Genomic DNA, 26,975 nt, shown 5'->3' with positions numbered 1-26,975 from the left:
AGGTGCATTGGCTTTGCCCGTCACCGAAATCAATTCGAGCGATCCTGCGCCCGGCGGCGCCGATTCGGGCGGCGTGGACGCGCCCAACCTTCAGCTGTTCGTATTCGCGCTCTTTTTCATCTTCGGCGGCATCACCAGCCTGAACGATGTCATCATTCCGAAGCTGAAAGAGCTGTTCACACTCAACTACACCCAGGCGATGCTGGTCCAGTTCTGCTTTTTCACCGCCTATCTGGTGATCGGTATCCCGGGTGCGAAGCTGGTCAAGAAACTCGGCTATATGCGCGGCGCGGTGGCGGGGCTGCTGACGATGATGGTCGGCTGCCTGCTCTTCATCCCGGCCTCGCAAACCGCGACCTATTGGGTTTTCCTGCTCGCGCTGTTCGTTCTCGCGAGCGGCGTGGTGGTCGTCCAGGTCGTCGCCAATCCGCTGATCTCGCTGCTCGGCAAGCCGGAGACGGCGCACAGCCGCCTCACCTTTGCCCAGGCGTTCAATTCGCTTGGCACCACCGTCTTTCCCTTTTTCGGCGCACTGCTGATCCTCGGCAGCCTGGCCAAGGTGAGCGCGGATCAGTTGTCCGGCGCCGAACTCGACGCCTATCGGACCGCCGAAAGCCAGGCGATCGTGCATGGCTATCTCGGCCTGGCCGTCGCGCTCGCCTTCGTCGCGGGGGTCGTCTGGCTGTTTCGCAATCGCCTGAAGGGGGAAAAGCATGAGGCCAGCGTGGGACTTGCCGGCTTCGACCTGCTCAAGCGGCCGCGCTTCGGCTTCGGGGCGCTCTGCATCTTCCTCTATGTCGGCGCCGAGGTGTCGATCGGCTCGCTGATCGTCAGCTATCTGATGCAGCCCGGCGTGATGGGGCTTCAGGAACAGGCGGCGGGCAAGCTCATCGCCTATTATTGGGGCGGCGCGATGATCGGCCGGTTCATCGGCTCGGCGCTCATGCGCGTCATCAGCCCGGGCAAGCTCCTCGCGCTTGTCGCGGTCGGCGCGATCACGCTGATCCTGATCTCGACCAACAGCAGCGGCAGCGTGTCGGGCTACAGCCTCCTCGCGATCGGCCTGATGAATTCGATCATGTTCCCCACGATCTTCGCGCTCGCCTCCGAACGGCTGGGCAGCCGCGCGGCCGACGGATCGGGGATCATCAACGTCGCGATCTTTGGCGGAGCGGTCGTCCCGCTGGCCACCGGCGCGCTCGCCGATGCGACCGGCAGCCTGGGCCTCGCGCTCGCACTGCCGGCGATCTGCTATGCGGTCATCGCCGCGTTCGGCATCTATGCCCGGCGCCCCGCCGCCGCCTGATCGCGGCCAAGCGCCGACAAAAGCAAAAATGCCGGCGGGGTCGCCCCTGCCGGCATTTTTCGTTGGTGCCCCCGGCCGGACTCGAACCAGCATGCCTTGCGGCGTTCGATTTTGAGTCGAATGCGTCTACCAATTTCGCCACGGGGGCCCGGTGCGAGGCCGCGTCGCTAAACCAAGCGCGGGCGCGCGACAAGCCATCTCTCGCCCCAACGTCCGCCGCCACGATTGTTCGCCGGGGCAAGGTCGGCCAGAAGGGCGGCATGAAGGCATCGTGTCAGTGCGGACAGTTGCGGGTCGAGGTACCGGGTCCGACGATCGCGGTCGTCGCCTGTCACTGCCTCGCCTGTCAGAAACGCTCCGGCTCGCCCTTTGGTGAAGCGGCCTATTACCCGCACGATCAAGTGCAGATCGAGGGCCGGTCGAGCCAATTCACGCGCGCGACCGACGCCGGCGGGACGTTCGATCAGTTCTTCTGCCCCGATTGCGGCTCCACCATGTTCATGCGCGGGACGAAGAATCCCGACTTTACCGGCATTCCGATCGGCCTGTTCGACGATCCGCACGCCATGCGGCCCGTCCGATCGGTGTGGGAAGAGCACCGCCATCCCTGGGTCGAAATCCCAACCGCGACACAGCATTTCGCGCGCGGGCGCGTCGATTAGCGTACGGCGTAGCTCACGACCGCGGCGCCTGCCGGCGATAGCTCAGCGCTTCGGCGACATGGATGCGGCCGACCCCCTCGCTTCCCGCCAGATCCGCGATGGTCCGCGCGACGCGCAGCACCCGGGTATAGCCGCGTGCGCTCATCCGCATCGCCTCTGCCGCCTGTGCCAGCAGCTTGCGTCCCGCCTCGTCGGGCGTCGCCGCCGCGTCGAGCACCGGCCCGTCCGCTTCCGCATTGGTGCGCGCATCGGTGTCGCGATAGCGCGCGCCCTGGATCGCCCGGGCCGCCGCCACCCGCGCCGCCACTTCCGCCGACCCTTCTGCGGGGGGAGGCAGCACCAGGTCGGCGGCGGTGACCGGCTGAACCTCGACGTGCAGATCGATACGGTCGAGCAGCGGCCCCGACACCTTCGCCTGATAATCCGCCGCGCATTTGGGCGCCCGCGCGCACGCCAGCGCCGGATCGCCCAGATGCCCGCAACGGCACGGGTTCATCGCCGCGACCAGCTGTACCCGCGCTGGAAAGGTGACATGCGCGTTCGCCCGGGCGACGCTCACCGTCCCGGTTTCGAGCGGCTGGCGCAGCGAATCGAGCACCGCCCGCTGAAATTCGGGCAATTCGTCGAGAAACAACACGCCGAGATGCGCCATGCTGACCTCGCCGGGCTTCACCTTCAGCCCGCCACCGGTCAGCGCCGCCATCGACGCCGAATGATGTGGCGATCGGAACGGGCGCGTCCGGGTCAGCCGCCCGCCCTGCAACGTGCCGGCCACGCTCGCGACCATCGACACCTCCAGCGCCTCGGCGGCATCGAGCGGTGGCAGGATTCCGGGCAGACAGCTCGCCATCAGCGACTTGCCGGCACCCGGCGGCCCGATCATCAGCAGATTGTGACCGCCTGCCGCCGCGATCTCCAGCGCGCGCTTGGCCGTTTCCTGCCCCTTTACCTGGTTGAGGTCAGGGCCGTGGGCCGCCTCTTCCGCTTCACCCGGCACAGGCGCGCCGAGCAGTTGCTGGCCCTTGAAATGGTTGATGAGACCGATCAGGTCAGGGGCGGCGATCACGGCGGAGGTTCCTGCCCACGCCGCCTCAGCCCCCTGGGCAACCGGGCAGACCAGCCCCTTCCCCACCTCGGCCGCGTGCAGCGCCGCCAGCAGCACACCGGGTGCCGGAGCGATCCGTCCGTCCAGCGCCAGCTCGCCGACGAACACATGCTCGCTCAACGCTTCGGCATCGACCACCCCCATCGCACCGAGCAGCGCGAGCGCGATCGGCAGGTCGAAATGCGAACCTTCCTTGGGCAGGTCGGCGGGTGACAGGTTCAGGATGATCCGCTTGGGCGGCAGCGACAGGCCGATCGCCGCAATCGCCGCGCGCACCCGCTCACGGCTTTCCGCGACCGCCTTGTCGGGCAGGCCGACGACGACGAAGGCCGGCAGGCCGGGGACAAGGTTGCACTGCACCTCGACCGCGCGCGCCTCCAGGCCCAGATAGGCGACCGTCGAAACGCTGGCGACCATGATTCCCCCTTTGTTCGTCCCTGTGTAGCCGCTTTTGACGCCGGGGGAACCGCCGATCGCGCGGCTGCGTCTTGCATGGGCAACACACGCACCCATATCCGCACCATGCGACGCAAGCCCAACCCGCTGGTGCGGCTGATCCTGCTGGTGACGGGCATCCTGCTGCTTCCTGCGGCGGCGCTGGTGGGCCTGTTGCCGGGACCCGGCGGGGTCTTCGTCGCTGCGGCGGGGATCATCCTGATCCTGCGCAATTCGCGCTGGGCGCGCCATCGCTTCGTACGGATCAAGGCGCGCTGGCCGCGCGTCGGCGCGTTCATCGACCGGATTCTGGTGCGCGGCAGCCCCAAACGCCGGCGCGAACGTGCAAAACGGCTTGGTGCGAATTGACTTCGCCCGCCGCTTTGGCTAACGGCCCTGCACACGCGGTCGCCCCTGTGGCGGCCCTTTTCGTTTCAAGATTACAGGGAATGAGCGATGAAGCGGACCTTTCAGCCGAGCAATCTGGTGCGAGCGCGCCGGCACGGCTTCCGCGCGCGCATGGCGACTCCGGGCGGCCGCAAGGTGATTCGCGCCCGCCGCGCCCGCGGCCGCAGCAAGCTGAGCGCGTAAGCCTGTCGCCAGCCGCGCTGGCGCCGCACCGCTCGATCAATGTGCTTTCGCGTATGACGCAGCGCCGCGACTATCTCGCGGCCAATGCGGGCAAGCGCGCGCCGATGCCGGGTTTCGTCCTGCTCGTCCGCGATCGTGCGGACGGCGACCCCGGCATGCGCATCGGTATCACCGTGTCGAAGAAGGTCGGCAACGCCGTCATCCGCAACCGGATGAAGCGGCGGTTCCGCGAACTCGCGCGCGCGCTGTTGCCGGTCGAGGGAATTGTCGGAGCGGATCATGTGCTGATCGGCCGCCAGTCGGGGATCGAGCGCGATTTCGCCGCCCTGAAGGCGGATCTGGCAAAGGCGCTGGCAAAGGTGAAACGGTGACGATCCCGTGTCTTCAGCCACGCCGAGCGCGGCCCGGACGATGATCGCGCGCCTGCTCATCCTGATCGCGCGCGCGTGGCAGATCGGGCCGTCGCGCGTCCTGCCCCCCTCCTGCCGTTACGCGCCAAGCTGTTCGGCCTATGCAATCGAGGCGCTCTCCCGCTATGGGGCGCTCAAAGGCGGATGGCTCGCGCTTCGGCGAATCCTCCGCTGCCATCCGTGGGGCGGCCATGGCTATGATCCTGTGCCGTGATTTCCTGAACCGGGGACTGACGTGAAAGACGAACAGAAGAACTTCCTGCTTTTCGCGGTGCTCGCCGCGCTGCTGCTGTTCGGCTGGCCGGTCGTGACTGGCTGGCTGTTCCCGACCGCCAATCCCCCGGTGACGAAGATCGAGGGGGGCAAGACCAAGATCGTCCCCAATCCCGGCGCCGATCCGGCCGCCGACAAGCCGACAGCGATCCGCGATCGCAAGCTGGTGCTTGCCGAATCGCCGCGCGTCGCGATCGAAACCCCGCTGCTGCGCGGATCGATCAACCTGCGCGGCGCGCGCATCGACGATCTGGTGCTCGAAAAATACAAGGAGACGATCGCGAAGGACAGCGCGCCGATCCGCCTCCTTTCGCCGTCGGGCGCCGAACATGCCTATTTCGCCGGGTTCGGCTGGTCGGGCCAGGGGCTGACCGCCCCCGGGCCGGACACGCTGTGGCAGGCGAGCGGGAACCGGCTCACCCCGACGACGCCCGTTACGCTCACCGCGACGAGCGGTGACCAGCGCTACGTGATCGAGATCGCGATCGACGACGGCTACATGTTCAACATTCGCCAGCGCGTCGCGAATCTGGGCCAGCAGGCGGTGACCGCCGCCCCCTACAGCTATCTGTACCGCTACGGCGCGAGCAAGGACCGCGATACCTGGACGATGCATGCCGGCCCGATCGCCTCCTATGCCGGCAAGGTCGATTATGACGTCAACTACAGCACCATCGCCGACGAGGGCGCGAAGCGCTTCGACGCAAAGGGTGGCTGGATCGGCTATACCGACACCTATTGGCTCGCCGCGCTGATCCCCGATCAGGGCATGAATGTCGGCCTGGGCTTCCGTCCCGCCGCCAATGGTGCGAGCCAGGCGCAGTTCGAGCCGACCGCCGCGCGGCAGCTCGCGCCGGGCCAGATGATGACCACCACCTCGCGCTTCTTCGCCGGTGCGAAGGACGTGAACCTGCTCGACCATTATGCGGAGGCGGACGGGATCGGCCAGCTTGGACGATCGATCGATTGGGGCTGGTTCGAGATTTTCGAAAAGCCGATCTTTCACTATCTCCACTGGCTGTTCCGCCTGGTCGGCAATTTCGGCCTGGCGATCATCCTGCTGACGGTGACCGTGCGCGCCCTGCTGTTCCCGATCGCGCAAAAGCAGTTCGCGTCGATGGCGGCGATGCGGGTCCTTCAGCCGAAGATGAAGGCGCTTCAGGAACGCTACAAGGACGACAAGCCGCGCCAGCAGCAGGAGATCATGAAGCTGTACAAGGAGGAGAAGGTGAACCCGCTTGCCGGCTGCCTTCCCACCCTGCTCCAGATCCCGGTGCTCTATGCGCTCTACAAGGTTCTGATGCTGTCCATCGAAATGCGGCATCAGCCCTTCATCCTTTGGATCAAGGACCTGTCCGCGCCCGATCCGCTCCATATCCTGAACCTGTTCGGGCTGCTCGACTTCAACCCGCCTGGCTTCCTTGCGATCGGCGTCTTCCCGCTCCTGCTCGGCCTGTCGATGTGGGCGCAGTTCAAGCTGAACCCCGCGCCGATGGACGAGACGCAGAAGCAGGTGTTCGCGATCATGCCATGGGTGTTGATGTTCGTGATGGCGCCGTTCGCCGCCGGGCTTCAGCTTTACTGGATTACCTCCAACCTGCTCACCATCGCGCAGCAGAAGTTCCTCTACAGCCGCCATCCGGGGATGAAGGAACCCGCGACGGCGGGGGTGAGCGGCGGCAAGCCGGCGAAGAAGTGACCGATTTCGACCCGCAAGCGATCGAGGCCGCGCGAAAGACCTTCGCCGGCCCGGTCGCCTTCCTCAAATCGGCGCCCGCGCTCCAGTTCCTGCCCGATCCTACGGTGCCGGAGGTCGCGTTCGCGGGTCGATCGAATGTCGGCAAATCCTCGCTGCTCAACGCGCTCGCCGGACGCAACGGCCTTGCCCGCACGTCGAACACGCCGGGTCGGACGCAGGAGCTCAACTTCTTCGACATCGGCGATCCGGCGAAGTTCCGCCTCGTCGATATGCCCGGCTATGGCTTTGCCAAGGCGCCGAAGGATGTCGTGAAGAAGTGGCGCTTCCTGGTGAACGACTTCCTGCGCGGCCGGCATGTGCTCAAGCGCGCGCTGGTGCTGATCGACAGCCGTCACGGGATCAAGGAGGTCGATCGCGACATCCTCGACATGCTCGATGCCGCCGCGGTCAGCTATCGCCTCGTCCTCACCAAGGCGGACAAGATCAAGCCTGCCGAGCTGACCGAAGTGACCGCGCGCACCGCGGCCGAGGCCCGCAAGCGGCCCGCCGCCCACCCCGACATCCTGGCGACGTCGAGCGAAAAGGGTGAAGGGATCGCCGAACTGCGCGCGGCGGTGATCGAGGCGGTGAGCGTCTAACGGCGGACGCCGGCGCCATCGGCCGCGCCGGTGAGCCATGCCGTCTTCACACAGGTACGAAACACCGGCGATTGCGCCTTCAGCTGTGCCTGGGCGGTCCGGTCATATTCGCCCGCCGCGTCCATTCGCTCGATCGCACCCCGGACGGCAAGCCGGCACAGGCCCCGGGCGGTCCGCATATCGCCGCGCCGGAGGAAAAACCCTGCCGCCACCTTCAGCGTCTCGATCCGGTGCGGGTCGGTCGGCGGGATCGGCGCAACCAGGTCGAGTGCTTCGCGCATGTCCGCGGACATCCGCTCGGTACGCGGCCCCGCCTCCATCGGCTCGCGATAGCCCTGGGTCAGGAACAGTTCGGACGCCTCGACATCCTTCGCTTTCAACAGGCCGATGATCGGTGCGTCCGGTCCGTAATATTGCGCGACTTTCTCCGCAGCCTCGCGATAGGCGGCAAGCAGCGAGCGCCACACCCCGCCCTCCCAGCGCAGCGTTCCGGCATCGATCTGGCGCTGCAACCGCTCGGCAGACCGCGCCCAGCTGTTCGCCGACGCGATGCTCGATTCGACCGCATAGATGCCACCCAGCAGCCGCGTCTCGGCATAATAGCTGGTCCCGGCAACCATCGACTTCGCCAGTTCGAGCGACGCCGCCACCCGCGCCGCGCGCACCGCCGGCATCCGGATCAACCGGACGTCCTCGCCGGTGCTCAACGGGTCGAGCAGCTTTTGCGCCGCGTCCAGATAGGGAACCGCCTCGCCCGGAAGCGACTGGCGGATCAGGTTGCGCCCGAGCGAAACCAGAACATCGGCCCGCGCGACCGGCGATGCCTGTGCCTGAGCCTCGGGAAGCAGCGCGCGCAGCATGTCGCCCGCGTCGCGCCACCGCCCGGCCTGCTCTGCGGCAATGGCACAGCTGACGCGGGCGTGCAGCGCGATATCGTCCGCTCCCGTGAACGGCGCTGGTGATTGCGCGCAGCGGGCGATCGCCGCCTGCGTCCCCAGCATGGCCTCCGCGCGCAATCCAGCCGCATCCATGCGCCGCGCCGTCGGGGAGTTCGCCCCCTCGATCCGCCGCGCGAGCACGCTCGCCCCGCGCGCATAGGCCGCTTCGGTCGCCGGGCGCCCCCATCGCGCGAAATCCTCGGCACGGGTGACCAGCCTGTCCAGCTCTCCACGCCCGGATCCCGCCTGCGCGGCAAGATCCTCGGCATAGGCGGCATGCAACGGCAGGCCGAGCGGCGGGCTGGTCGCTGAAACGATCCGCGCCGCCTCCCCGATCGTCGCGGTGGGAGTCGATACATCGACGGGATCGTAAATCGAATCGGTGATCGCCGTCGCCGCCCAGGATGCCATCGTCGCCAGACCGCGTCGCCGCGCCTCGCCAAAGGCCTGGGCCAGGATGCCGACGCATTCATATGCCTTTGAATCCATGCCACTGCGTTTCGTCTGAACAACGCACGCCGCATGGGCGCGGCGATAGATCATTTCCGCATCGCGATCGCTCGCCGCCCGCACCGCGACGCGCTCGTCGCGCCCGAGTGTGGCCAGGCCATCTTCCTGCGCGCGCGCCGGCATCGCCATCGCCAGCATCGCCAGCATCGCCAGCATCATCCCGCCCGGATGATATCGTGATCCAGCCGACACATGTTGAACGCGCGACACGGCTTTCGCTTCTCCACCCGGCCTTGTCGCCCATCATGTCGCGTCGCGGCACCGGAGGCAATGCGCAGCCCGGTTGCCCGGCATCCGCGCCGCCGCTATCTCCGCGCCATGCTCAAGCTCATCATCGGCAACAAGGCCTATTCCTCCTGGTCGCTGCGCGGCTGGCTCGCGTGCAAGCTCTCCGGCCTGCCGTTCGACGAGGTGGTCGTCCCGCTCTATGACCAGGACTGGGACCGTCGGCGCGCGGGCGACGAGTTCGCGCCATCATCGGGCAAGGTGCCGATCCTGTGGGATGGCGAGGCGGTGGTGTGGGACAGCCTGGCGATCGTCGAATATCTGAACGAGAAATCGGGCGGGGAGAAATTCTGGCCCGCCGATCCCGCCGCACGTGCGATGGCGCGGTCGATGGCGGCGGAGATGCATTCGGGGTTCGCCGCGTTGCGCCGCAAGCACAGCATGAACATCCGCCAGGTCTATGAGCCGAAGGCGCCCGACGACGACGTGATGGCCGATATTCAACGGATCATGGAATTATGGGCGCAGGCCCGCGCCCGCTATGGCGGCGACGGCGAATTCCTGTTCGGCGATTTCGGGGCTGTGGACGTGATGTTCGCGCCGGTCGTCACCCGTTTCGTCACCTACTCGCTGCCCGTCGCGCGTTTCGCACCCGCCTATATGAACGCGGTCCTTCAGCATCCGTGGATGCAGGATTGGATCGCGGGGGCGCAGGAAGAGGAATGGGTGATCGAACAGTTCGAGCAGCCTGCGGCCTGACGACGGTTCAGCCCTTCCCCGATCGCGCCTTTCGGACGCTCTCCACCACGAACCCTTTCCGCCACAGGATCCACAACAGGATCATGCCGGGCAGCGCCACCACCGTCGTCAACAGCCAGAAGCCGACCCAGCCCAGCGCGTCGGCGGCGATGCCCGCCGGGCTCGACAGCCACGTCCGCCCCACCGCCGCCAGCGAGGACAGCAGCGCGAACTGCGTGGCGGTATAGGCCAGGTTCGACAGGCCGGACAGATAGGTGACGAACACCGTCAGACCCATCCCGCTGGTCACCTGTTCGGTCGCCACCGCGATCGTCAGCCAAAGCACCGAATGGCCCTGGCTCGCCAACATCGCGAAGGTGAGGTTGCTGACCATCATCAACACGCCGGACACGAACAGCGCCCGGCCCAGCCCCAGCCACGCCATCAACGGCGCGGCCAGCGCGGTCCCCACGATCAGGCCCCAGAAGCCGACGACCTTGTTGATCGCGACGAATTCGGTGTCGCTGAACCCCAGTTCGACGATCATCGGGTTCAGCATCACCTGTCCCATCGCGTCGCCCAGCTTGTAGATCAGCACGAACAACAGGATCAGGAGCGCGCCGCGCCGTTCCAGAAATTCGCGGAACGGGCCGATCAGCGTATCTTCAAGCCAGCGGCCCGCGCTCTCCTTCGGCTCTGCTTCCACGATCGCCTCATGCAGGCCCGGGCCGGCCCACAGCGCCGCGATGATGCCCGGCACGATGCAGAATCCGGTCAGGCCATAGGCCGCGGCCCAGCCCAGATCGAACCCCTCGCTCGACGCCAGCGCGATAGTGCCGACACCGGCGATGAACGCGCCCAGCCGGTATCCGAACTGGTTGTTCGCCGTCCCGTGCGACAATTCCTCTTCGGGCAGGATTTCGATGCGATAGGCGTCGATGACGATGTCCTGCGTCGCGCCCAGAAAGGCGACGACGATCGCCCAGAATGCGAACGGACCCATATGGCCGTCGGCGGGATCGCTGGCCCCCAGCATCCACACCGAAGCGAACAGCAGCGCCATGATGAAGAACAGCCACGCTCGCCGCTGTCCGAACACTGGCGTGAGCAGCGGCAGCTTGATCCGGTCGATCAGCGGCGCCCACAGGAATTTGAGCGTGTAGGGGGTGGTCAGGCCGACGGCGAAGCCGATCGTCTTCTTGTCGATCCCGACCTTTGCCAGCCAGAAGGTCATGGTGCCGAGCAGCAACGCCAGCGGAAAGCCGCTCGATATGCCCAGCAACAGCGCCGCGACGGGTCGCGGACGGACATAGGGCAGCATGATTTCACCGAATGATCGCTTGCGCGCTTCGATCCCGCCCGCTTGCCCCGTCTGCTCGTTCATTCGCGCCCCCTGGTCAGGCGGCAGACCCTAGCGGGAAAAACGCCGTTGCAAAGCCCTCACGCGGCGGGCTGAAAAAGCCGCATGGTGGCCGGCAACCTGCGCGGCGTCTTGCCCTCGATCACCGCCTCGATCGCGACGATCGCGGCGAGCAGGTCACGCTGGGGATAGGGTTTGGACAGACAGCCGTGACAGATCGGTTCAACCTCATCCAGATTGCGGCCGGTCACGATCAGCACCGGGATGCCCTCGGCCCGCGCGGCATGCGCCACGTCCGCGCCATTTCCGTCGGCCAGCCCCAGATCGACCAGCACCAGGTCGATCGTGCCGGGGGCGATGATATGGCCGATCGCCTCACCCACCGAATCGACCGTCGCGACGATCTCAAACCCTTCATCACTCAGGAAATGTTCGGCGTCGAACGCAACCAGCGGCTCGTCCTCGACGAGCAGCAGCCGCAGGAGTCGCCGCTTTTTCCTTCCGAACAACATCTTCCGCCGCGCGCCCATTCCGATCGTTACGCAGGGTCAACGCGCTACGCTGCCCGGGAGGTCCCTGCGCACAAGATTTTTGCGCCCGGGCCAAAGCCGCTGTATCGCGCCGCCAATGCCTTCATCATCCTCCCCCGAACCGCCCAGGCAAGGCGATCGCATCGCGAAGCTGCTCGCCCGTGCCGGAATCGCGTCGCGTCGAGAGATCGAGCGGATGATCGCCGATGGTCGCATTGCGATCGACGGTGAAATCCTGACGACGCCGGCGACCGTGCTCACCTCGCTGCGCGGCGTAACCGTCGATGGCAATCCCGTCGCCGCCCCCGCCCCCGCCCGCCTGTTTCGCTTTCACAAGCCCGCCGGCGTCCTGACTGCGGAGCGTGATCCGCGCGGCCGCCCGACCATCTATGACCGGCTGCCAAAGGGGCTTCCGCGCCTGATCCCGGTCGGCCGGCTCGACTATAATACGGAAGGGTTGTTGCTGTTGACGACCGACGGCGAGCTCAAGCGCCAGCTTGAACTTCCCGCCACCGGGGTCGAGCGCAGCTATCGCGCCCGCGCCTTTGGCCAGGTGAGCCAGGACCAGCTTGAGGAACTGATGCTCGGCGTCGAGATCGATGGCGTGCGCTACGGGCCGATCGACGCCAATCTCGAACGGCGCACGGGCGCCAATGTCTGGATCGAACTGACCCTGACCGAGGGCAAGAATCGCGAAGTGCGCCGCGTGCTCGAACATCTCGGGCTGGAGGTCAGTCGCCTGATCCGCACGCGCTATGGGCCGTTCCACCTGGCCGATATGCCCGTCGCCGCAGTGGACGAGGTGCGCCAGCACGACCTGATCCTCTTTCGCAAGGCGTTGAGCGGCCCGGGCGGCGGCAAGGCGGCATCGAACCTGCAATTGTCGAACCGCGCAAAGGCGCTTGCGCCCCCGCCGGAGCCGGAGGGCGAGCCGGCCGAGGCGCCGCCCCCCGCCAATCGCGCCGATCGCCGCCGCGCCGCCGCCGCCGAACCACCCGCGCCCCCTGCACGCGAACGCGCCGCACCGCGGCCCCCTGCGAAAGGCGCAGCAGAGAAACGGACGGCGGCGAAAGCGCCGGAGAAATTCGGCGTCGGACAGCGGCGAAAGCTGCGCGGTGCGGCGGCGAAAGCGGCTGCGGGCGGGCCGGGTACATCCGCGCACCCGTCCACAGGCGCGCGCAAGCGATCCGCGCCCGCAGGCCCCGCGCCCAAGGGACGCGCCGGCCGACCCGGCCCCGACGCCAAGCCGCAACGGCGGGACGACACCCGTGCGCCCGCCGCCGATCGCGATCATGACGATGGAGGCCCGCTGCTCGACCGGCCCAAGCGCCGCTATCGTCCGGGCGATCGCCGCCCCCGGTCCGGCACCCCGGCCAAGCGGGGGCCGCGCAAATGAGGATCATCGCCGGACAGTGGCGCGGTCGTCCGCTCGTCGCGCCAAAGGGTGACGCCACCCGGCCGACCGCCGATCGCACCCGCGAAGCCCTGTTCTCGATGCTCGCCAGTCGCGTCGGCAGTTTCGAGGGGCTGGCGGTCGCCGATCTGTTCGCCGGCTCCGGCGCGCTGGGGTTCGAGGCACTGTCGCGCGGCGCGGCCTCGTGCCTGTTTGTCGAGCAGGATCGTCCGGCGCTCGACGCGCTGCGCGCCAATGCGGAACGGCTGGGCATGCGCGCGGACATCCGCGCCACCTCGGTCCTCGCGCTTGGCCCGGCGCCGAACCCGCTCGACCTCATCCTGATGGACCCGCCCTATGGCACCGGCGCCGGCGCGGTCGCGCTCGACAAGCTCGCCCGGCTCGGCTGGGCGGGTCCCGCCACCTGGATCAGCATCGAAACCGCAAAGGCCGAAACGATCGACGTCGCCGGCTTCACCGTCGATGCCGAGCGCGTCCATGGCAAGGCGAAGCTCACGCTGCTGCGCGCGGCCGGCTAGCCACCGGATCAGAGCCCGCGGGTTATCCCTCAACCGCGCGCGGACGCAGCGCCAGCAGGGCCACCAGGCTCAACAGTGCCGCGCCGCTCAGATACCAGCCGACCGGGCGCAATCCTCCGTCGATCGCCAGCGCCTGCGCGATCAGCGGGGTCAGGCCGCCGCCGATCACCCCCGCGACGTTGAACGTCATCGACGTCCCGGTATAGCGCACCCGCGCGGGGAACAGGTCGGTCAGCCACGCGCTGAGCGGTCCATAGACGAACCCCATCGCGAACAGCAGCAGCGCCAGATAGGCAAACACGCCGCCCAGTCCCGCACCCATCAACGGCGCGATGGCAAGGCCGCTCGCCGCGACCAGCACGCACCCGCCCGCCAGCACGCGTCGCGGGTCGAAATGCGCATCCGCGCTCCACGCGGCGAGGTATATCCCCGCGGCCATGAACAGGATGGCACCCAGCTGCACCGCCAGGAAATCCTGCATCGAATAGCCCATCGACTTGGTCCCCCAGCCGAGCAGGAAAGCGGTGGCGATATAATAGGTCGCGAAACAGCATATCGCGCCGATCGTCCCGCCGATCAGCGCGCCGGGATGTTTCGCCACCACTTCGCCCAGCGGCACCCTCGCTGGCGCCGCCTGCGCCAGTGCCTCGGCGAACTCGCGCGTTTCGGTCAGCTTGAGCCGCACCCACAGGCCGACGAGCACCAGCGCGGCCGACAACAGGAACGGGATGCGCCAGCCCCAATCGGCGAACTGTTCCGGCGTCATCGCCACGCCCAGCACCAGGAACAGGCCGTTCGCGGCGATGAACCCGGCCGGCGCCCCCATCTGCGGCGCGCTGCCGAACCGGGCGCGCCATCCGGGCGGCGCATTCTCCACCGCCAGCAACGCCGCTCCGCCCCATTCACCGCCCAGCCCGAAGCCCTGGCCGAACCGCAGCACGCACAGCGCGAACGGGGCGATCCACCCCGCCATCGCATAGGTCGGCAGGAACGCGACCAGCGTGGTCGATACGCCCATGGTCAGCAGCGACGCGACCAGCGTCGCCTTGCGCCCGATCCGGTCGCCATAATGGCCGAACACCGCCGCGCCCACCGGTCGGGCAAAGAACGCCACCGCCAGCGTCGCGAATGCCGCCATCTGCTGCACGCCGGGATCGCCCTTGGGAAAGAAAATCTGACCGAACACCAGGCTGGCGGCGGTGGCGTAGATATAGAAATCGTAGAATTCGATTCCCGTCCCGACAAAGCTTGCGAGCAGCACCCGGCGGTGCCGCGCCCGTTCAGCCTCCATCCCCCATCATCCTCCGGTCTGAGTGCCGTCCTTGAAACAGGTGGTTCGGATCACCTGGATCACCTTGCCGGTGTCGTCCTTCACTTCCTTGCGCCCCGCCTCGCACGGCTTCTTCTGGGGCGTCGCATCGAACCCGCCGGTCCGCCATCCGACATAGAGCGCGACCAGCGCCAGCGCCGCGATCAGCACCAGTCTGCGCTTGTCGAACCGGCTTTTGAGTTTCTCCAGCATCGCCCCCTCCTGCCTCAGCCCGCGTCCACGCGCAATGCGGCTCGGGGGATCGCCGGCACTCCTGGTAGAATGACCAGTCCCAAACGTCCGTGCGCGCAGTTATCACCGCGGTCCGTATCGACCACGTATCGACAAGGGGTTCTCCGATGAAACGCCATGCCCTGACCATGTTCGCCACCGTCGCGGGGATGCTCGTACTGGCGCCCGCCTCTGCGTTGGCGCAGAGCGCGCCGCCCTCACGCTTCACCGTCGACATGAGTTCCAAGACCGTCGCCGAAGTCGAGGGCGCTGCCGCCATCGCACAACCGCGCAACCTGATTCTCGTCGCCTGGACCACCAACAGCGCGTTTCAGGCGGTGGTGTGCGACGCCGCCGCCAGCCTGGTCAAAGAGGGGATTCCGGCCATTTGTGTGATCGGCCCGCCTGTCCCGAAAAAGGGTCCAGCGTACAGCATCTATGCCGATGGCCAATCGGTTTACGGTCCCGCGCGGTCGCTGGCGTTCTTCAGCTCGTCCACCCATTTCGCGAACATGGCCCGGCTCACCTACAAATGCACTTTCCCTGCCACCACGGTCACGGTGCGGATGAGGGACTGGAAGATCGACCCGGTGACAAAGGACAAGTGCATCTGGCCCTGACTCGTCCGCCCCTCGGTCGCCCCGCCCGCGCGGATCGGCGCCGGGGCCGGTAACCGGATCGCCACCCGGCGGCGGCGGCCATCGCGCGGCTTGCCCCGGCGCGCCGCGTTCCCTACCTGTTCACCGATGTCCGTTCCGCAGCCCTCGCCCGACGATCCCCCCTATCTGCGCGGCCTCAATCCGCCCCAGCGCGAGGCGGTGTTGACGCTCGACGGTCCCGTCCTGGTGCTGGCCGGCGCCGGCACCGGCAAGACCGCCGCGCTCACCGCCCGGCTCGCGCACATGCTGTGGACCCGCCGCGCCTATCCGTCGGAAATCCTGAGCGTCACCTTCACGAACAAGGCGGCGCGAGAGATGCGCGAGCGGGTTCGCGCCCATGTCGGCGACGCGGTGGAGGGGATGCCGTGGCTCGGCACCTTTCACGCGATCGGCGCAAAGATGCTGCGCCGCCACGCCGAACTGGTCGGCCTGCAATCGAACTTCACCATCCTCGACACCGACGACCAGCTCCGCCTGCTCAAACAGCTCATCCAGGCGAACGACCTGGACGAGAAGCGCTGGCCCGCGCGCCAGCTGGGCGGTTTCATCGACGGATGGAAGAACAAGGGGCTGACCCCCGACATGCTCGACGCCGGCGAGGCCGAACAATTCGCCAACGGCAAGGGGCAGGCGCTGTACCAGCAATATCAGGACCGGCTACGCGCGCTCAACGCGTGCGACTTCGGCGACCTGCTGCTGCACATGCTCACCATCCTGCGCACCCATCGCGATGTGCTGCAGGCGTATCAGCAGCGGTTCCGCTACATCATGGTGGACGAGTATCAGGACACGAACAGTGTCCAATATCTCTGGCTCCGCCTGCTCGCGCAGGAGCGCAAGAACATCTGCTGCGTCGGCGACGACGATCAGTCGATCTACAGCTGGCGCGGGGCGCAGGTCGAGAATATCCTCAAGTTCGAAAAGGACTTTCCCGGCGCCAAGGTTATCCGCCTCGAACAGAATTACCGCTCCACCCCGCACATCCTCGCCGCCGCGTCGGGCGTCATCGCCAACAATGGCGGGCGCCTGGGCAAGACGCTGTGGACCGCGCATGACGCGGGCGAGAAAGTCCGCGTCATCGGCGTGTGGGACGGGCCGGAGGAGGCGCGCCGCGTGGGCGAGGATATCGAGGGCCTTCAGCGGCGTGAGGGCAAGAGCCTCGACGACTTTGCCATCCTCGTCCGCGCGCAGCACCAGACGCGCGAATTCGAGGACCGGTTCATCGCGACGGGCATGCCCTATCGCATCGTCGGCGGTTTCCGCTTCTACGAACGCGCCGAAATCCGCGACGCGCTCGCCTATCTTCGCCTCGTCCACCAGCCCGCCGACGACCTCGCCTTTGAACGCATCGTCAACGTCCCCAAACGCGGCCTCGGCGACAAGGCGATCGCGAAGATCCACATGCTCGCCCGTGCGGAGGGCATTCCCCTCCTCGCCGCCGCGGCGCGCATCCTCGACACCGATGAACTCACCCCGCAGGCCCGCCGCAGTCTCGCCAATTTCGTCGGCGACGTAGCCCGGTGGAACGCGACCCTAAGACCCTCCCCGTTCAGCGGGGTGGGGGACCAGCCACAGGCTGGTGGAGGAGACTCTCCGCAAATCCCGACGCTCATCGGCACCCTCCCCCACACCGAACTCGCCCAGATCATCCTGGACGAAAGCGGCTACACCGCGATGTGGCAGGCGGATCGCACCGCCGAGGCCGCCGGGCGCCTGGAAAACCTCTCCGAACTCGTCCGTGCGATGGAGGAATATGAAACGCTGGGCGCGTTCCTCGAACATGTCTCGCTCGTCATGGACAATGACGCGAGCGCGGACGAGCCCAAGGTCACGATCATGACCATCCACGCCGCCAAGGGGCTGGAGTTCGACACCGTGTTCCTTGCCGGATGGGAGGAAGGGCTGTTCCCCAGCCAGCGCGCGCTCGACGAAGGCGGCCTGGCGTCTTTGGAAGAGGAGCGCCGGCTCGCCTATGTCGCGATCACCCGCGCCCGGCGACGCGCCACCATCCTCCATGCCGCCAACCGCCGCATCTATGGCCAATGGACAAGCTCGATCCCCAGCCGCTTCGTCGGCGAGCTGCCAAAGGACCATATCGACGAGGAATCGACCATGACCGGCGGCGCATCGCTGTGGCGCGCCAACTGGAGCGAACGTGGCGATCCGTTCGCCGATGTCGGCCGGGGAACCGGACGCGGCCCCGGCTGGCAACGCGCCGCCGCCCCCAGTTCATCCTTCACCACCGCGCCCAAACGCGTTGCCGAAAACCGCGCCAGTGCGATCACCCTGGGCAACAAGGGCCGCGACGACCTGTCCGTCGGCATGCGCATCTTTCACCAGAAATTCGGTTATGGCGAAATCGCTGAAATCGAAGGCAACAAGCTCGAAATCGACTTCGAACAGGCCGGCCGGAAGCGGGTGATGGACAGTTTCGTGAGCATCCCGGAGCGCTAGGAGCGCGCGCCGAACGAACCTTTTTGGATCGTTAGATACTCGATTACATTCCGTATCGGCTCATTGACGCGGAATAACCCGCGCCTGCGTCGTTACCGTCCGGTGTGAAATCACGATCGCCCGGATGCACGGCGAGCATGGTTCTCCCGGATGGAAAGTGGGGCGGCATGGAGTCTGCGGCGAGGTGGCGCGCGGTGAGAGTGTTGCCCGTATCGTACTCGGCGATGATGTTACCGCCGTCATAGCCGAAGCCGGTGCCGCCCGCCGCGCTGGCCGAAGGTCACAACGCCAGCGCAGGGCAACGCCCTGGGCTGACCGCATTGCCGGGCCGATAGGCACGGCGGAAGCGGAGCGACCCGGCTGCGCAACCGCGCGGCCACCTGCAACGCCGGCACTACGCCACAGCGCACCTGCCAGCGCCCCGCCGGTTGTTATTGCTGGATAATTCGTCCCGAACGACGGCAGGGCAGCTTCAGTGACGGCGCCTATTACCCAGACAGATCAACCACATGCGCCACGAGCGACGGCGGCGCTTTTATCTCGCCCTAAATTCCCAGGCCCCTCCCGGCACGCCATGTCTCCAACGAAGAGCAGCTAAAGAGGGAGGCGATTCAAGCGCTTAGCACCATCCCAGGCACCAAAATCGCACCAGAGTCTCACCCATGGTGCCACCTGTCTCCCTAAAAAACGATGTGCAGACAACAGGTTAGCCCGCAGGGGGAGCCATTCCTTTTATCTTGCTATTCGCTATTTGAGCCTTTCGACTCTGTCTTACCGCCGAGAGGAGGTGTGCTTCCTACGACGTAGCCCTGATTCACGCTATAATGAGCGGGAACCGCTGTAATTAGATGATACATTTTGTCGTCTGCAACTTTCGGAAGGATGAATACAAGATTACCGTCATCCTTCCGCTCAATACGAAGTGGCTGAAATCCCGCCTTGGAATACAAGTCTGCGACCTCTTTTTCATGCTCTGGCCGCACGGTAAACCTCAGGCCGACTTCCTCATTATTAGACATGCAATAACACCATTAAAGCCGATTATTAAGTTAAAACTATCACAAGCCGGGGCACCTTACCACGCCATATTCGGAGATAGGAAGAAAATCTTCTGGACCAAGTCCAACAGGAAGTCCATTGTTTCCTTTAACAATATCTAGACCGGCATTGTAAACAATGTTCTGATTTCCCGTCAGCTGAGCATTTCCAGTTTTTATCTCATGAATGGCGTATATATTGCTACCGGGAATACTTGCTATGATGTCCGCTCTAGCTCTCGTATTTCCAGTTGGCGTAAATACGAACAGGCTAACTTCAGTAGCCACTTGATAACCGGCAGCCCTCAATATCGCTGCTTATTTCTGAACGTATTGATCGTGATTGAGGCGTCGATCTTGAATTGAAAAACAGGGTGACTTTTTGGGCTGTTGCCTTTGCGGCTTTGCAGTTACTAATAGTCCTTCTTTATATTCCGCAGCAAAAAGAGAATTTGCGTTACCATCACCGCACGGGACGGTCCACTCTTTGAATGTGATGTCTCCATATTGTACGGAACCATCGGACATCGTATATTTCCAGATGAACCATTGTCCAACTTTACCGCAGCGGCCGGTTGGATCCACCTTGTTCGTGGGATCATTCCCCACATAGGCGTAGAGGTTCATCCCGTCGCCATAGCCGATGGGATCGGTCTGCATGAACCGGCCGAGGGTGGGCGAGTACATGCGTGCCTTATAGTAGGACAGGCCGATCTCCGGAAGCCATGCCTGGCCCGTATAGCCGAACCTCCCCACATCGCCCCCCGACGGAATGCCATATTCGTCATAGCCCGCGATCGCGGTCGCCGCCCCGCTCGCGTCGGTCTTCGCCACGATGCTCCCCCGCTCGTCGGGTAGCAGCCAGAAGCGGTTGCCTGACGCGTCGTAGCTCACCAGCGCCTCGTCCGCGTCGGGGCCGAACACGTGGCGCGCGGTGAGCGTGTCGCCCGTGTCATATTCGGCGATGATGTTGCCGCCGTCATAGGCGAACCGCCGCCCCGACGCGCTGCTCTCATACAGCCGCAGCAGCGGATCGTAGGACAGCGCCGTGACGCTCGTCTTCGCGGTCATCAGATTCTCGCTGCTGTACGCGAACCCGTCCGATCCGGATGCGGTCAGGTTGCCCCTGCCGTCATAGCCGAAGCCGGTGCCGCCCGCCGCGCTGTACTGGTTCAGGCCGGTGCGCGTATAGCTGCGGTCCACCGTCGTCGCCGCGGTCCACGCATAGGCGTCGTTCGACAGCCCCCGGCTCGCGATCTGGCCCGCCGACGTGTAGGTGAAGCTGCGGGTGAGGTCATGGCTGCTGCCCGACAGATCATGCGCCAGCGAGATCAGCCGCGATACCGCGTCATAGCCATAGCTCGTCACCACCCCGTTGCCCCGCGTCAGGCTGGTCCGCCGACCCTGATCGTCATAGCCGAACACCGCCAGCACGCCCGCGCCCGACGTCGCCCCATTCTCCCGCATCGCGGTCACGTTGCCCGTCACGTCATGCTCGTAATCGACATACAGGCCACCGCCCGGCCAGGTCATCCGCGTGCGGCGGCCGGCGGCGTCGTAGAGATAGCTCACCGTCCCCTGCGGCCCCGCCTGCGAGAGATTGCGACCCAGCGCGTCATAGCTGAACGACAGCGCGTTGCCGCTCTGCGTCGCACCCGTCAGATAACCCGCCAGGTCATAGCTGTACGACACGTCCGGCTCGCTCCCCGGCAGGTCCTTTGCGGTCATACGGTTCAGCGCGTCGTAGCTGTAGCCGATGCTGTTCCCGTCGCGCAGCCGCCGGCTGGTGACGTTCGACCCCGCGTCGTAGCCCAGCTCCTCGTAATCGGTGCTCGAACTCGTCAGCGATCCCACCGTGGTCGACGGATAACGCGTCTTCTTCAGCCGGTCCAACCCGTCATATTCAAAGCTGGTCGGGTTCCCCATCCCGTCCATCACGCTCGCCAGCTGGCCATTGTCGGTCCAGCTCGCCGTCTCATGCACCTCTGCCCCGCTCACCCCCTTCGATCCGATCGTGCGGATCACCTGGCCCGCCGCGTCGTACACGCTCTGTGCGATCCGGTCGGGACCATCGCTCCCCGTCGTCTGCAAGGTGCAGGCCCCGGTGACGCTGCCCCAGGCCGACGGGTTCAGCCGCTGCGCCACACAGTCCGCACGCCCCGCCGCGTCATAGCTCATGTCGGTGACGCCATAGACGGTGCCGCCCGCGCTCAACACCTGACGCGTCGGGCGACCGTCGCCGTCGCGGCCGATATCCACCGTCTGCGTCGTCACGAAGTTCGCCCAGTCGGTGTCCGACGGCCCATCGACAATCCCCGCCTCGACCTTCGTATTGAACCCCGCCACGTCATAGGTCAGACGCTGCGCCCGACGCTTCCGGCTCCCGACCCCGTCCGGATCCGGACCGACCATCCCGATCGCCCGACGCTTGCCGTCATAGCGATACAGGATCGTGTCCTCGCTGCCCGACAGCGGCCCGTCGCGCGCGGTCAAATTGCCGATCGCGTCATAGGACAGGCTGGTCGTCGCGCTGATGCTCGCATCCCCCGACGCCACCGTCACGCTGCTCGGCAACAGATTGTTCGCCACCCCCGTGCTGCCATAGGCGATCGTGCGAACCTGTTCGTCACTGGTCCCGGTACAGCTCGATCCGCTCAGGCATTGCGACACGCCCGTGAGCAGCGTCACCGTCTCACCCGAACCGACGATGCTCCCGCCGCTGTCCTTCACCTGCGCCTGATAGCTGCCATAGCTGTAGCGCAGCTGCGGACGCGTCCCCGATCCCGACGGCGCGGGCAGCGTCACCGTAAGCACCCCGCCATGACCCGAATCATAGGTGTAATCGGTGGTGTTGCCCCGCGCATCGGTGGTCGAAACCGGCTGGTTACAGGTCGCCGCGTTGGAACAGCTCGACGCGAAGCTCGCGCTCGTCACCACGTCCGACAGGCCCGATCCCGACTTCGCGACCTGCCGCGTCTCGGTCACGTTGCCGCGCCCGTCATAGGTCAGCTGGGTGTAATTCCCATCCGGCTGGGTCACGCGGGTGAGGCGCCCGTTGCCGTCATGATCGTAGGTGCGGGTCTTGCCCAGGCCGTTGGTGACCGATGTCAGCCGCTCGCTGGAAATGTCGAACACATAGGTCGTGGTCTGCGACAACGCGTTGGTCACCGTCACCGTCCGCTCGCCACCCGAATCCGAATAGCCATAGCTGGTGGTGCCGGCATGGTTGGTGACCGAACTCACCCTGCCGCCCGAATAGGCGATCGTCACGTCCGGGGTGGTATTCCCCTGAAAGGTGAGCGCGGTGATGCCGCTCGTCCCCATCGTCGTCATCACCGTCTGCGCATTGGGCGCGCTCAGCGACGGCCAGCTGCCCGTCGTCGCGCACCCCGCCGCCGTCGGCGCGCAATATTCGCTGGCCAGGTTGATCGCCTTGATGTCGGTCTTTGACATCCACGCGCCCAGCTGGCTGCCCTCCTCCAGATCGTCGGACGCGTAATAGAGGCTGAGCAGATAGCCGCTCGAACTCTTGACCGAGGCGAGGCGCCGCGCGGTCCGATAGCCGCCCGTGCACAAATCCCCCTCGAAATAGTCGCAGAAGATCGTGCGCTGATAGCTGAGGTCGAGCCGCTCGCCGTCAGGGCGGAGGATCTGTGTCGCGAACCCTTCGGTCGCATAGCTATCGGTCGCGACTTCCGTACCATATGGCTTCGTGAAGGTGACCACCGTCCCCTGCCGAGAGGTATAGCTATAGGTGCTGCCGCTGAGCGACAGGGTGGCGCCCTTCGCCTCCGTCGGCGTATAGGTAGAGCCGGAGACGGTGAACCGGTCGGTCACATTGTCCACCGTGGCGGTGATCGTCGATCCATCCTTGTACAGCGCGGCATCGATGTTGCTGCGGCTGGAGGTCGCCTGGGTCCGCACACGATATTGCAGCCCCTGGTCCCCGCCGATCGACAGGATCGTCTGTTCGACCACCAGTTCGCCGCGCAGCAGATCGACCCCGTTGTCGTCAAGCGTCTGGCGAACCGGGGCGAACGGCCCGGTCTGGGCCTGCGCCGCGCCGGCGAGCGCGAACGGCACGACGCCGGCGAGAAGAGCGGCTTTCAGTTTCATGGCTTGAACCCCCTTGTTGCGGGCGCGCACCTCCGGCGCGCCGCACGTGCGACACGAACATTGGTTTGAAGAAGAACCCGGCGCTGTCGTCGGGCGCCGGCACCGCCGGCGCCGCCGGCGCCGCCACCCGCGCGATCAGAAGGCGGCGAGCGGCCCGAAAAGGCGCCTCACGGACACGGAATCCAATGGCCGCCCGAATAGCATTGATCCTCTGGCGGCGGGGTGGGAGTGGGTGTCGGTGTGGGGCTGGGAGTTGGCGTCGGCGTCGGCGTTGGCGTTGGAGTCGGGGTTGGCGAAGGGGCCGGCGTCGGTGACGGGGTCGGCGTCGGATAGGGCGACGGCGTACAGGCCGCGGCCCCCGCGACCGTCGTCACATAACGCTCCCGATTGTTCGCCGCGTCGTAGCAGATCGCGGTGTTTGTCCCCGCATTCGGACCGCCCGATACCGATACGGTACGCACGCGCCCCAGGCTGTCATAGCCATAGGTGATCGTTTCCGCCCAGGACGACTGCGTCGATACCAGCGCGATGATCGCGGAACTTCCCAGCATCAATCTCTTGGTACGAATCATCTGCCCCTCCCCGCATCAGGATCATGCGAACAGGCAGAAATTCAGGCGCGCGCGCAATATAACGACTGGTCCGAACTGGAGGTATCGGCAGAGGATTTGCCGGACAGCACCCCGCAGCGCAGCCAGTCACGCTCGCGTCACGCAATCACGCGGCACACAACGCCCGACGCTTGCAGCGCGGGAATCCTTGAGGGGGCGGCCATTGCCGGCCGGCGGCACGTTTCTGCACAAGGGCGTCAATGGCACGACCATGCCGACGACAAGGCCCTTCACCGCGATCGACCTGACGTAGACACGAAAAAGCCCGCATCGCTGCGGGCTTGAACGGAATGGTGGAGCCGAGGTCTGTAGCGTTGAAGTCCCAGGGCAAACCATAGCGTCCATAAGTTTTTGATTTGGATATATTTCTGCAAAAGATGCGTTTCTGAATGCCCTACCCAGTCTCACCACTTCCAATGCGAAGTGAGGGACCAAATGAGGGACGGAAACCCATGTCCGGACTGACTGCACTCGAAGTGAAGAACGCCAAACCCGGCCGCCACGCCGACGGGCACGGCTTGTATCTGCTCGTACGCCCCAGCGGCTCACGATCCTGGGTACTTCGCACCCAAGTCGATGGCAGGCGACAGGACCTCGGCCTCGGGCCGGTCTCGCAGCTTTCGTTGGCCCAAGCTCGGGCGAAGGCATCCGAGCTACGGAACAAGGTCAAGGCAGGCGAGAATGTGAGGGCCAAGGAAGAACCCAGCAGTGCGCGCGTTCCGACATTCGAGCGAGCTGCTCGGGACTGCCACGCAGCGATCAAGGGTGGTTGGGCAAACAAGCGTCACAGCGATTCCTGGCTGTCATCGCTCGAGAACCACATCTTTCCTGCCTTTGGGAAAAGGCCGGTTGATCAGGTCACGAGCGTGATGGTGCGCGACGCGCTGTCTCCGATCTGGCTTTCGATCCCGGAAACGGCGCGGAGAATTCTCCAACGCATCGGCACGGTGCTCGACTATTCGCACATTGAGGGTTGGTGCCCGCACGAAGCGGCGCTCAGGTCGGTGACCAAAGGCCTTCCCCGACAGCCGACGGAAGAAGGGCATTTTGCAGCAATGCCCTACGCGGAGGTTCCCGCGTTGGTGCGCTGCCTTAACGACCTACCCGAAACCGCGGGTCGCGATGCGCTCCTGTTCACACTCTTCAACGCTGTCCGGTCCGGCGAGACCCGCCTCGCCGTTTGGCCGGAATTCGATCTCACGGCGCGAATTTGGTCCATCCCAGCCGCGCGCATGAAAATGAAGAAGCCCCATGTCGTGCCGCTCTCGTCGGCGGCCTTGGCCATTTTGGAACGACGCTGGCGAATACGGACCGACGACGAGGGACTGGTATTCTCGACGGATGGGAAACGGCCGCTCAGCGATATGACCATGACAAAGGTACTGCGTGATCTGCGCCACGCTAAAGTGACGGTTCACGGCTTCCGGAGCAGCTTCACTGATTGGGCAGCAGAGAAGACCCGGACCCCCAAAGAGATCGTCGACAAGGCACTCGCTCACAAGGTCGTCGATCGCGTGGAAGCAGCGTACCGTCGCACAGATTTTCTCGAACGACGAAGGCGTTTGATGGTGGCTTGGTCGAAGTTCTTAGCGGAAATCTGACCCACCTCGAACCACGGCTATCTCAACAGTGGGCCTCATTTCCCCGTCTCCGGCTAGGACTGAGACGGTAACCTAGTCCGACCGCCGCACATATGTTCTTGGTGTACTGGGGCGACAGGAACGCCCGCGTATGCCACCGCTTCCAACCACCTGCTAATCTCCGGCGGCAGGCAGGGTGACACTCTGTCGGATGCCGAAATGATCGGGAAGTTCGTCGCCGCGGAAGCCGTCCGTATAAGCGTCCGGGTCGATCGGCAGCATCGTCGCATCCCAGTCGCGAAATGCTGCGGCAAGGCGGGCGAAATCCTCCGGGCGGCGTTCCTTCAGATTGGCGCGTTCGAGCGGATCGGCGACGACGTCGAACAGGAATTCGTTGTCGAGGATGCGCAGATATTTGAGGTCGCCGCTGCGGCAGGCGCGCTGGGCCATATTGTGATAGCGCCAGAACAGCGTGCGCGGCTCGGGCTCGCGCGCTCTGGTGAGCCAGGGAAGCAGATCGATGCCGTCGGGCGCAGGCGCATCGATGCTCCGCGCACCTGCGGCCGCGAGCAGCGTCGGCAGCCAGTCCATCGAGATCGCCACCTGGTCGCACACCCCGGGGTGCACCGCCGCAGGCCAGCGCAGGATCGCGGGGATGCGCAGCCCGCCTTCGAGTAGCTCGGTCTTCTTGCCGGTGAACGGCCAGGTGTCGGAATAGCGTTCGCCGCCATTGTCGCTGGTGAACACGACGATCGTGTCTTCCGCCGCGCCGATCGCGTCGAGCGTAGCGAGCAGTCGGCCGATCTCGTCGTCCATCGCGGTGACCATGCGCGCATAGGTTTCGAGCGACCCGGCGTCGAACGAAGGCAGCGGGTCGCCTCCTCCCGGCTTGGCGCGCAGCCGCGCCGATTCCGCGGCATCCTCCGGCCCCTCCCAGGGCCAGTGCGGCGCATTGAAGTGCAGGCTGATGAAGAAGGGCTTGCCGCGCGCATGCTCGGCGCGGATCACCTGATCGGCGCGCTGGCCGAGCAGCGTGGTGAGATAGCCGGGCGCGGTGACTTCGCGGTCGTCGTCCCACAGATCCGGTTTGCCGGTGGGTCCCATATGATCGAAATAGTCGAGCGCGCCGCCGCGAAAGCCCCAGAAGTGGTCGTAACCGCTCTTGAGCGGGCCGAATTCGGGCAGCGCCCCCAAGTGCCATTTGCCGATCAGTGTGGTCGAATAGCCGAGTCCGCGCAGCAGCGACGCCATGGTGGGGACGGAAGGATCGAGCCCCAGCTTGCCGCCACGCAGCGGCTCCTCCAGCCCCACGGGCAACCGGTACTGATAGCGCCCGGTGGCCAGCGCCACGCGCGTCGCCGAACAGACCGAGGAATTGGCATAGGCCTGGGTCAGCCGCATGCCTTCGGCCGCCAGCCGGTCGATCGCCGGCGTGCGATATTCGCGGCGGCCATAGCAGCTGACATCAGCATAGCCCATGTCGTCGGCGAGGATGAACAGGATGTTCGGCGGCTTGGCGCCCGGCTTGCGCTGCGCCAGCGCGCCCGGCGCCATCGAAAGCGCCAGCCCCGCGGCACCGGCATTGAGCAAGGCCCTCCGGTTCAATTCACGCATACGCAACATCCT

The 26,975-nt window shown here is 65.8% G+C and carries 24 protein-coding genes and 1 tRNA gene; 14 read left to right on the top strand and 11 right to left on the bottom strand.

Annotation, left to right across the window (positions count from 1 at the left end):
- Positions 1-13: 13 nt before the first annotated feature.
- Complete coding sequence (locus tag KF783_RS04960) at positions 14-1,306, top strand: sugar MFS transporter (RefSeq protein ID WP_294077540.1); 1,293 nt, start codon at positions 14-16, stop codon at positions 1,304-1,306.
- A 63-nt stretch (positions 1,307-1,369) separates the two neighbouring features.
- Here the strand turns inward: KF783_RS04960 and KF783_RS04955 are convergent.
- A tRNA-Leu gene (locus KF783_RS04955) sits at positions 1,370-1,454 on the bottom strand.
- A 112-nt stretch (positions 1,455-1,566) separates the two neighbouring features.
- On the opposite strand from KF783_RS04955, the gene KF783_RS04950 reads away from it, so the two are divergent.
- Positions 1,567-1,968: a GFA family protein gene (locus tag KF783_RS04950; RefSeq protein WP_294077046.1), complete on the top strand. Its 402-nt coding sequence runs from the start codon at positions 1,567-1,569 to the stop codon at positions 1,966-1,968.
- Positions 1,969-1,981: 13 nt separating this feature from the next.
- On the opposite strand, the gene KF783_RS04945 is transcribed toward KF783_RS04950, so the two are convergent.
- Entirely contained in the window at positions 1,982-3,490 is a 1,509-nt protein-coding gene (locus KF783_RS04945) for a YifB family Mg chelatase-like AAA ATPase (RefSeq protein ID WP_294077045.1), read from the bottom strand.
- A 105-nt stretch (positions 3,491-3,595) separates the two neighbouring features.
- Here KF783_RS04945 and KF783_RS04940 point away from each other — a divergent pair, with 105 nt between their 5' ends.
- From KF783_RS04940 to yihA, 6 genes are all read left to right on the top strand, one after another.
- Positions 3,596-3,877, top strand: a complete 282-nt coding sequence (locus KF783_RS04940) for a hypothetical protein (RefSeq protein ID WP_294077044.1) — start codon at positions 3,596-3,598, stop codon at positions 3,875-3,877.
- An 87-nt stretch (positions 3,878-3,964) separates the two neighbouring features.
- Complete coding sequence (rpmH, locus tag KF783_RS04935; RefSeq protein WP_294077043.1) at positions 3,965-4,099, top strand: 50S ribosomal protein L34; 135 nt, start codon at positions 3,965-3,967, stop codon at positions 4,097-4,099.
- 53 nt (positions 4,100-4,152) lie between these two features.
- The gene (gene rnpA, locus KF783_RS04930; protein WP_294077041.1) at positions 4,153-4,470 is read left to right on the top strand and encodes a ribonuclease P protein component; all 318 of its coding nucleotides are present in this window, start codon (positions 4,153-4,155) and stop codon (positions 4,468-4,470) included.
- A gap of 40 nt (positions 4,471-4,510) precedes the next feature.
- Positions 4,511-4,723 (top strand): membrane protein insertion efficiency factor YidD, encoded by a 213-nt coding sequence (yidD, locus tag KF783_RS04925; protein ID WP_294077537.1) that lies wholly within the window; start codon positions 4,511-4,513, stop codon positions 4,721-4,723.
- Positions 4,724-4,744: 21 nt separating this feature from the next.
- Positions 4,745-6,481 (top strand): membrane protein insertase YidC, encoded by a 1,737-nt coding sequence (yidC, locus tag KF783_RS04920; RefSeq protein WP_294077039.1) that lies wholly within the window; start codon positions 4,745-4,747, stop codon positions 6,479-6,481.
- The gene (gene yihA, locus KF783_RS04915) at positions 6,478-7,119 is read left to right on the top strand and encodes a ribosome biogenesis GTP-binding protein YihA/YsxC (RefSeq protein WP_294077037.1); all 642 of its coding nucleotides are present in this window, start codon (positions 6,478-6,480) and stop codon (positions 7,117-7,119) included. Before yidC ends, yihA begins: the two co-directional genes overlap by 4 nt.
- Here the strand turns inward: yihA and KF783_RS04910 are convergent.
- Positions 7,116-8,759 (bottom strand): hypothetical protein, encoded by a 1,644-nt coding sequence (locus tag KF783_RS04910; RefSeq protein ID WP_294077036.1) that lies wholly within the window; start codon positions 8,757-8,759, stop codon positions 7,116-7,118. The genes yihA and KF783_RS04910 overlap by 4 nt on opposite strands.
- A gap of 126 nt (positions 8,760-8,885) precedes the next feature.
- On the opposite strand from KF783_RS04910, the gene KF783_RS04905 reads away from it, so the two are divergent.
- The gene (locus KF783_RS04905) at positions 8,886-9,551 is read left to right on the top strand and encodes a glutathione S-transferase family protein (RefSeq protein WP_294077034.1); all 666 of its coding nucleotides are present in this window, start codon (positions 8,886-8,888) and stop codon (positions 9,549-9,551) included.
- Between the two features lie 7 nt (positions 9,552-9,558).
- Here the strand turns inward: KF783_RS04905 and KF783_RS04900 are convergent, their stop codons facing one another.
- Both KF783_RS04900 and KF783_RS04895 read right to left on the bottom strand, forming a co-directional pair.
- Positions 9,559-10,914: an MFS transporter gene (locus KF783_RS04900; RefSeq protein ID WP_294077032.1), complete on the bottom strand. Its 1,356-nt coding sequence runs from the start codon at positions 10,912-10,914 to the stop codon at positions 9,559-9,561.
- Positions 10,915-10,970: 56 nt separating this feature from the next.
- Positions 10,971-11,402, bottom strand: coding sequence for a response regulator (locus tag KF783_RS04895; RefSeq protein WP_294077031.1), 432 nt, complete (start codon positions 11,400-11,402; stop codon positions 10,971-10,973).
- 115 nt (positions 11,403-11,517) lie between these two features.
- Between KF783_RS04895 and KF783_RS04890 the strand changes: the two genes are divergently transcribed.
- Together KF783_RS04890 and rsmD are read left to right on the top strand one after the other, a co-directional pair.
- Positions 11,518-12,816 carry a pseudouridine synthase gene (locus KF783_RS04890; protein ID WP_294077030.1) on the top strand — a complete coding sequence of 433 codons (1,299 nt, stop codon included), beginning with the start codon at positions 11,518-11,520 and terminating at the stop codon, positions 12,814-12,816.
- Positions 12,813-13,352, top strand: a complete 540-nt coding sequence (rsmD, locus tag KF783_RS04885; RefSeq protein ID WP_294077028.1) for a 16S rRNA (guanine(966)-N(2))-methyltransferase RsmD — start codon at positions 12,813-12,815, stop codon at positions 13,350-13,352. Before KF783_RS04890 ends, rsmD begins: the two co-directional genes overlap by 4 nt.
- A gap of 22 nt (positions 13,353-13,374) precedes the next feature.
- Here the strand turns inward: rsmD and KF783_RS04880 are convergent, their stop codons facing one another.
- Together KF783_RS04880 and KF783_RS04875 are read right to left on the bottom strand one after the other, a co-directional pair.
- Positions 13,375-14,643, bottom strand: a complete 1,269-nt coding sequence (locus tag KF783_RS04880) for an MFS transporter (protein ID WP_294077026.1) — start codon at positions 14,641-14,643, stop codon at positions 13,375-13,377.
- Positions 14,644-14,649: 6 nt separating this feature from the next.
- Positions 14,650-14,874 carry a hypothetical protein gene (locus KF783_RS04875; protein ID WP_294077025.1) on the bottom strand — a complete coding sequence of 75 codons (225 nt, stop codon included), beginning with the start codon at positions 14,872-14,874 and terminating at the stop codon, positions 14,650-14,652.
- A gap of 146 nt (positions 14,875-15,020) precedes the next feature.
- Here KF783_RS04875 and KF783_RS04870 point away from each other — a divergent pair, with 146 nt between their 5' ends.
- On the top strand, positions 15,021-15,512 hold the full coding sequence (locus KF783_RS04870; RefSeq protein WP_294077023.1) for a hypothetical protein: 492 nt from the start codon (positions 15,021-15,023) through the stop codon (positions 15,510-15,512).
- 126 nt (positions 15,513-15,638) lie between these two features.
- Positions 15,639-18,005: a UvrD-helicase domain-containing protein gene (locus KF783_RS04865; protein WP_294077021.1), complete on the top strand. Its 2,367-nt coding sequence runs from the start codon at positions 15,639-15,641 to the stop codon at positions 18,003-18,005.
- Between the two features lie 1,058 nt (positions 18,006-19,063).
- Here KF783_RS04865 and KF783_RS04860 read toward each other — a convergent pair.
- The 3 genes from KF783_RS04860 to KF783_RS04850 all read right to left on the bottom strand — a co-directional run bounded on the left by KF783_RS04860 (position 19,064) and on the right by KF783_RS04850 (position 23,730).
- On the bottom strand, positions 19,064-19,351 hold the full coding sequence (locus KF783_RS04860) for a hypothetical protein (RefSeq protein WP_294077019.1): 288 nt from the start codon (positions 19,349-19,351) through the stop codon (positions 19,064-19,066).
- A gap of 9 nt (positions 19,352-19,360) precedes the next feature.
- Positions 19,361-23,158 (bottom strand): RHS repeat-associated core domain-containing protein, encoded by a 3,798-nt coding sequence (locus KF783_RS04855; RefSeq protein WP_294077017.1) that lies wholly within the window; start codon positions 23,156-23,158, stop codon positions 19,361-19,363.
- Between the two features lie 167 nt (positions 23,159-23,325).
- Positions 23,326-23,730 carry a hypothetical protein gene (locus KF783_RS04850; protein WP_294077015.1) on the bottom strand — a complete coding sequence of 135 codons (405 nt, stop codon included), beginning with the start codon at positions 23,728-23,730 and terminating at the stop codon, positions 23,326-23,328.
- A gap of 491 nt (positions 23,731-24,221) precedes the next feature.
- On the opposite strand from KF783_RS04850, the gene KF783_RS04845 reads away from it, so the two are divergent.
- Positions 24,222-25,370 (top strand): site-specific integrase, encoded by a 1,149-nt coding sequence (locus tag KF783_RS04845; RefSeq protein WP_294077013.1) that lies wholly within the window; start codon positions 24,222-24,224, stop codon positions 25,368-25,370.
- Between the two features lie 153 nt (positions 25,371-25,523).
- On the opposite strand, the gene KF783_RS04840 is transcribed toward KF783_RS04845, so the two are convergent.
- Complete coding sequence (locus KF783_RS04840) at positions 25,524-26,963, bottom strand: sulfatase-like hydrolase/transferase (protein ID WP_294077011.1); 1,440 nt, start codon at positions 26,961-26,963, stop codon at positions 25,524-25,526.
- Positions 26,964-26,975: the final 12 nt, after the last annotated feature.

The sequence above is a fragment of the Sphingomonas sp. genome, from assembly GCF_019635455.1.
Classification (GTDB): domain Bacteria; phylum Pseudomonadota; class Alphaproteobacteria; order Sphingomonadales; family Sphingomonadaceae; genus Sphingomonas.
Note: the sequence above shows the minus strand (reverse complement) of the source record. Positions and strands in the feature narration are given on the sequence as shown.

Coding starts and splice junctions, on each gene's coding strand:
- KF783_RS04950 (WP_294077046.1), top strand. CDS start 1,567: ATGAAGGCATCGTGTCAGTGCGGACAGTTGCGGGTCGAGGTACCGGGT.
- KF783_RS04945 (WP_294077045.1), bottom strand. CDS start 3,490: ATGGTCGCCAGCGTTTCGACGGTCGCCTATCTGGGCCTGGAGGCGCGC.
- KF783_RS04940 (WP_294077044.1), top strand. CDS start 3,596: ATGCGACGCAAGCCCAACCCGCTGGTGCGGCTGATCCTGCTGGTGACG.
- rpmH (WP_294077043.1), top strand. CDS start 3,965: ATGAAGCGGACCTTTCAGCCGAGCAATCTGGTGCGAGCGCGCCGGCAC.
- rnpA (WP_294077041.1), top strand. CDS start 4,153: ATGACGCAGCGCCGCGACTATCTCGCGGCCAATGCGGGCAAGCGCGCG.
- yidD (WP_294077537.1), top strand. CDS start 4,511: ATGATCGCGCGCCTGCTCATCCTGATCGCGCGCGCGTGGCAGATCGGG.
- KF783_RS04905 (WP_294077034.1), top strand. CDS start 8,886: ATGCTCAAGCTCATCATCGGCAACAAGGCCTATTCCTCCTGGTCGCTG.
- KF783_RS04900 (WP_294077032.1), bottom strand. CDS start 10,914: ATGAACGAGCAGACGGGGCAAGCGGGCGGGATCGAAGCGCGCAAGCGA.
- KF783_RS04895 (WP_294077031.1), bottom strand. CDS start 11,402: ATGTTGTTCGGAAGGAAAAAGCGGCGACTCCTGCGGCTGCTGCTCGTC.
- KF783_RS04890 (WP_294077030.1), top strand. CDS start 11,518: ATGCCTTCATCATCCTCCCCCGAACCGCCCAGGCAAGGCGATCGCATC.
- rsmD (WP_294077028.1), top strand. CDS start 12,813: ATGAGGATCATCGCCGGACAGTGGCGCGGTCGTCCGCTCGTCGCGCCA.
- KF783_RS04880 (WP_294077026.1), bottom strand. CDS start 14,643: ATGGAGGCTGAACGGGCGCGGCACCGCCGGGTGCTGCTCGCAAGCTTT.
- KF783_RS04875 (WP_294077025.1), bottom strand. CDS start 14,874: ATGCTGGAGAAACTCAAAAGCCGGTTCGACAAGCGCAGACTGGTGCTG.
- KF783_RS04870 (WP_294077023.1), top strand. CDS start 15,021: ATGAAACGCCATGCCCTGACCATGTTCGCCACCGTCGCGGGGATGCTC.
- KF783_RS04865 (WP_294077021.1), top strand. CDS start 15,639: ATGTCCGTTCCGCAGCCCTCGCCCGACGATCCCCCCTATCTGCGCGGC.
- KF783_RS04855 (WP_294077017.1), bottom strand. CDS start 23,158: ATGAAACTGAAAGCCGCTCTTCTCGCCGGCGTCGTGCCGTTCGCGCTC.
- KF783_RS04850 (WP_294077015.1), bottom strand. CDS start 23,730: ATGATTCGTACCAAGAGATTGATGCTGGGAAGTTCCGCGATCATCGCG.
- KF783_RS04845 (WP_294077013.1), top strand. CDS start 24,222: ATGTCCGGACTGACTGCACTCGAAGTGAAGAACGCCAAACCCGGCCGC.
- KF783_RS04840 (WP_294077011.1), bottom strand. CDS start 26,963: ATGCGTGAATTGAACCGGAGGGCCTTGCTCAATGCCGGTGCCGCGGGG.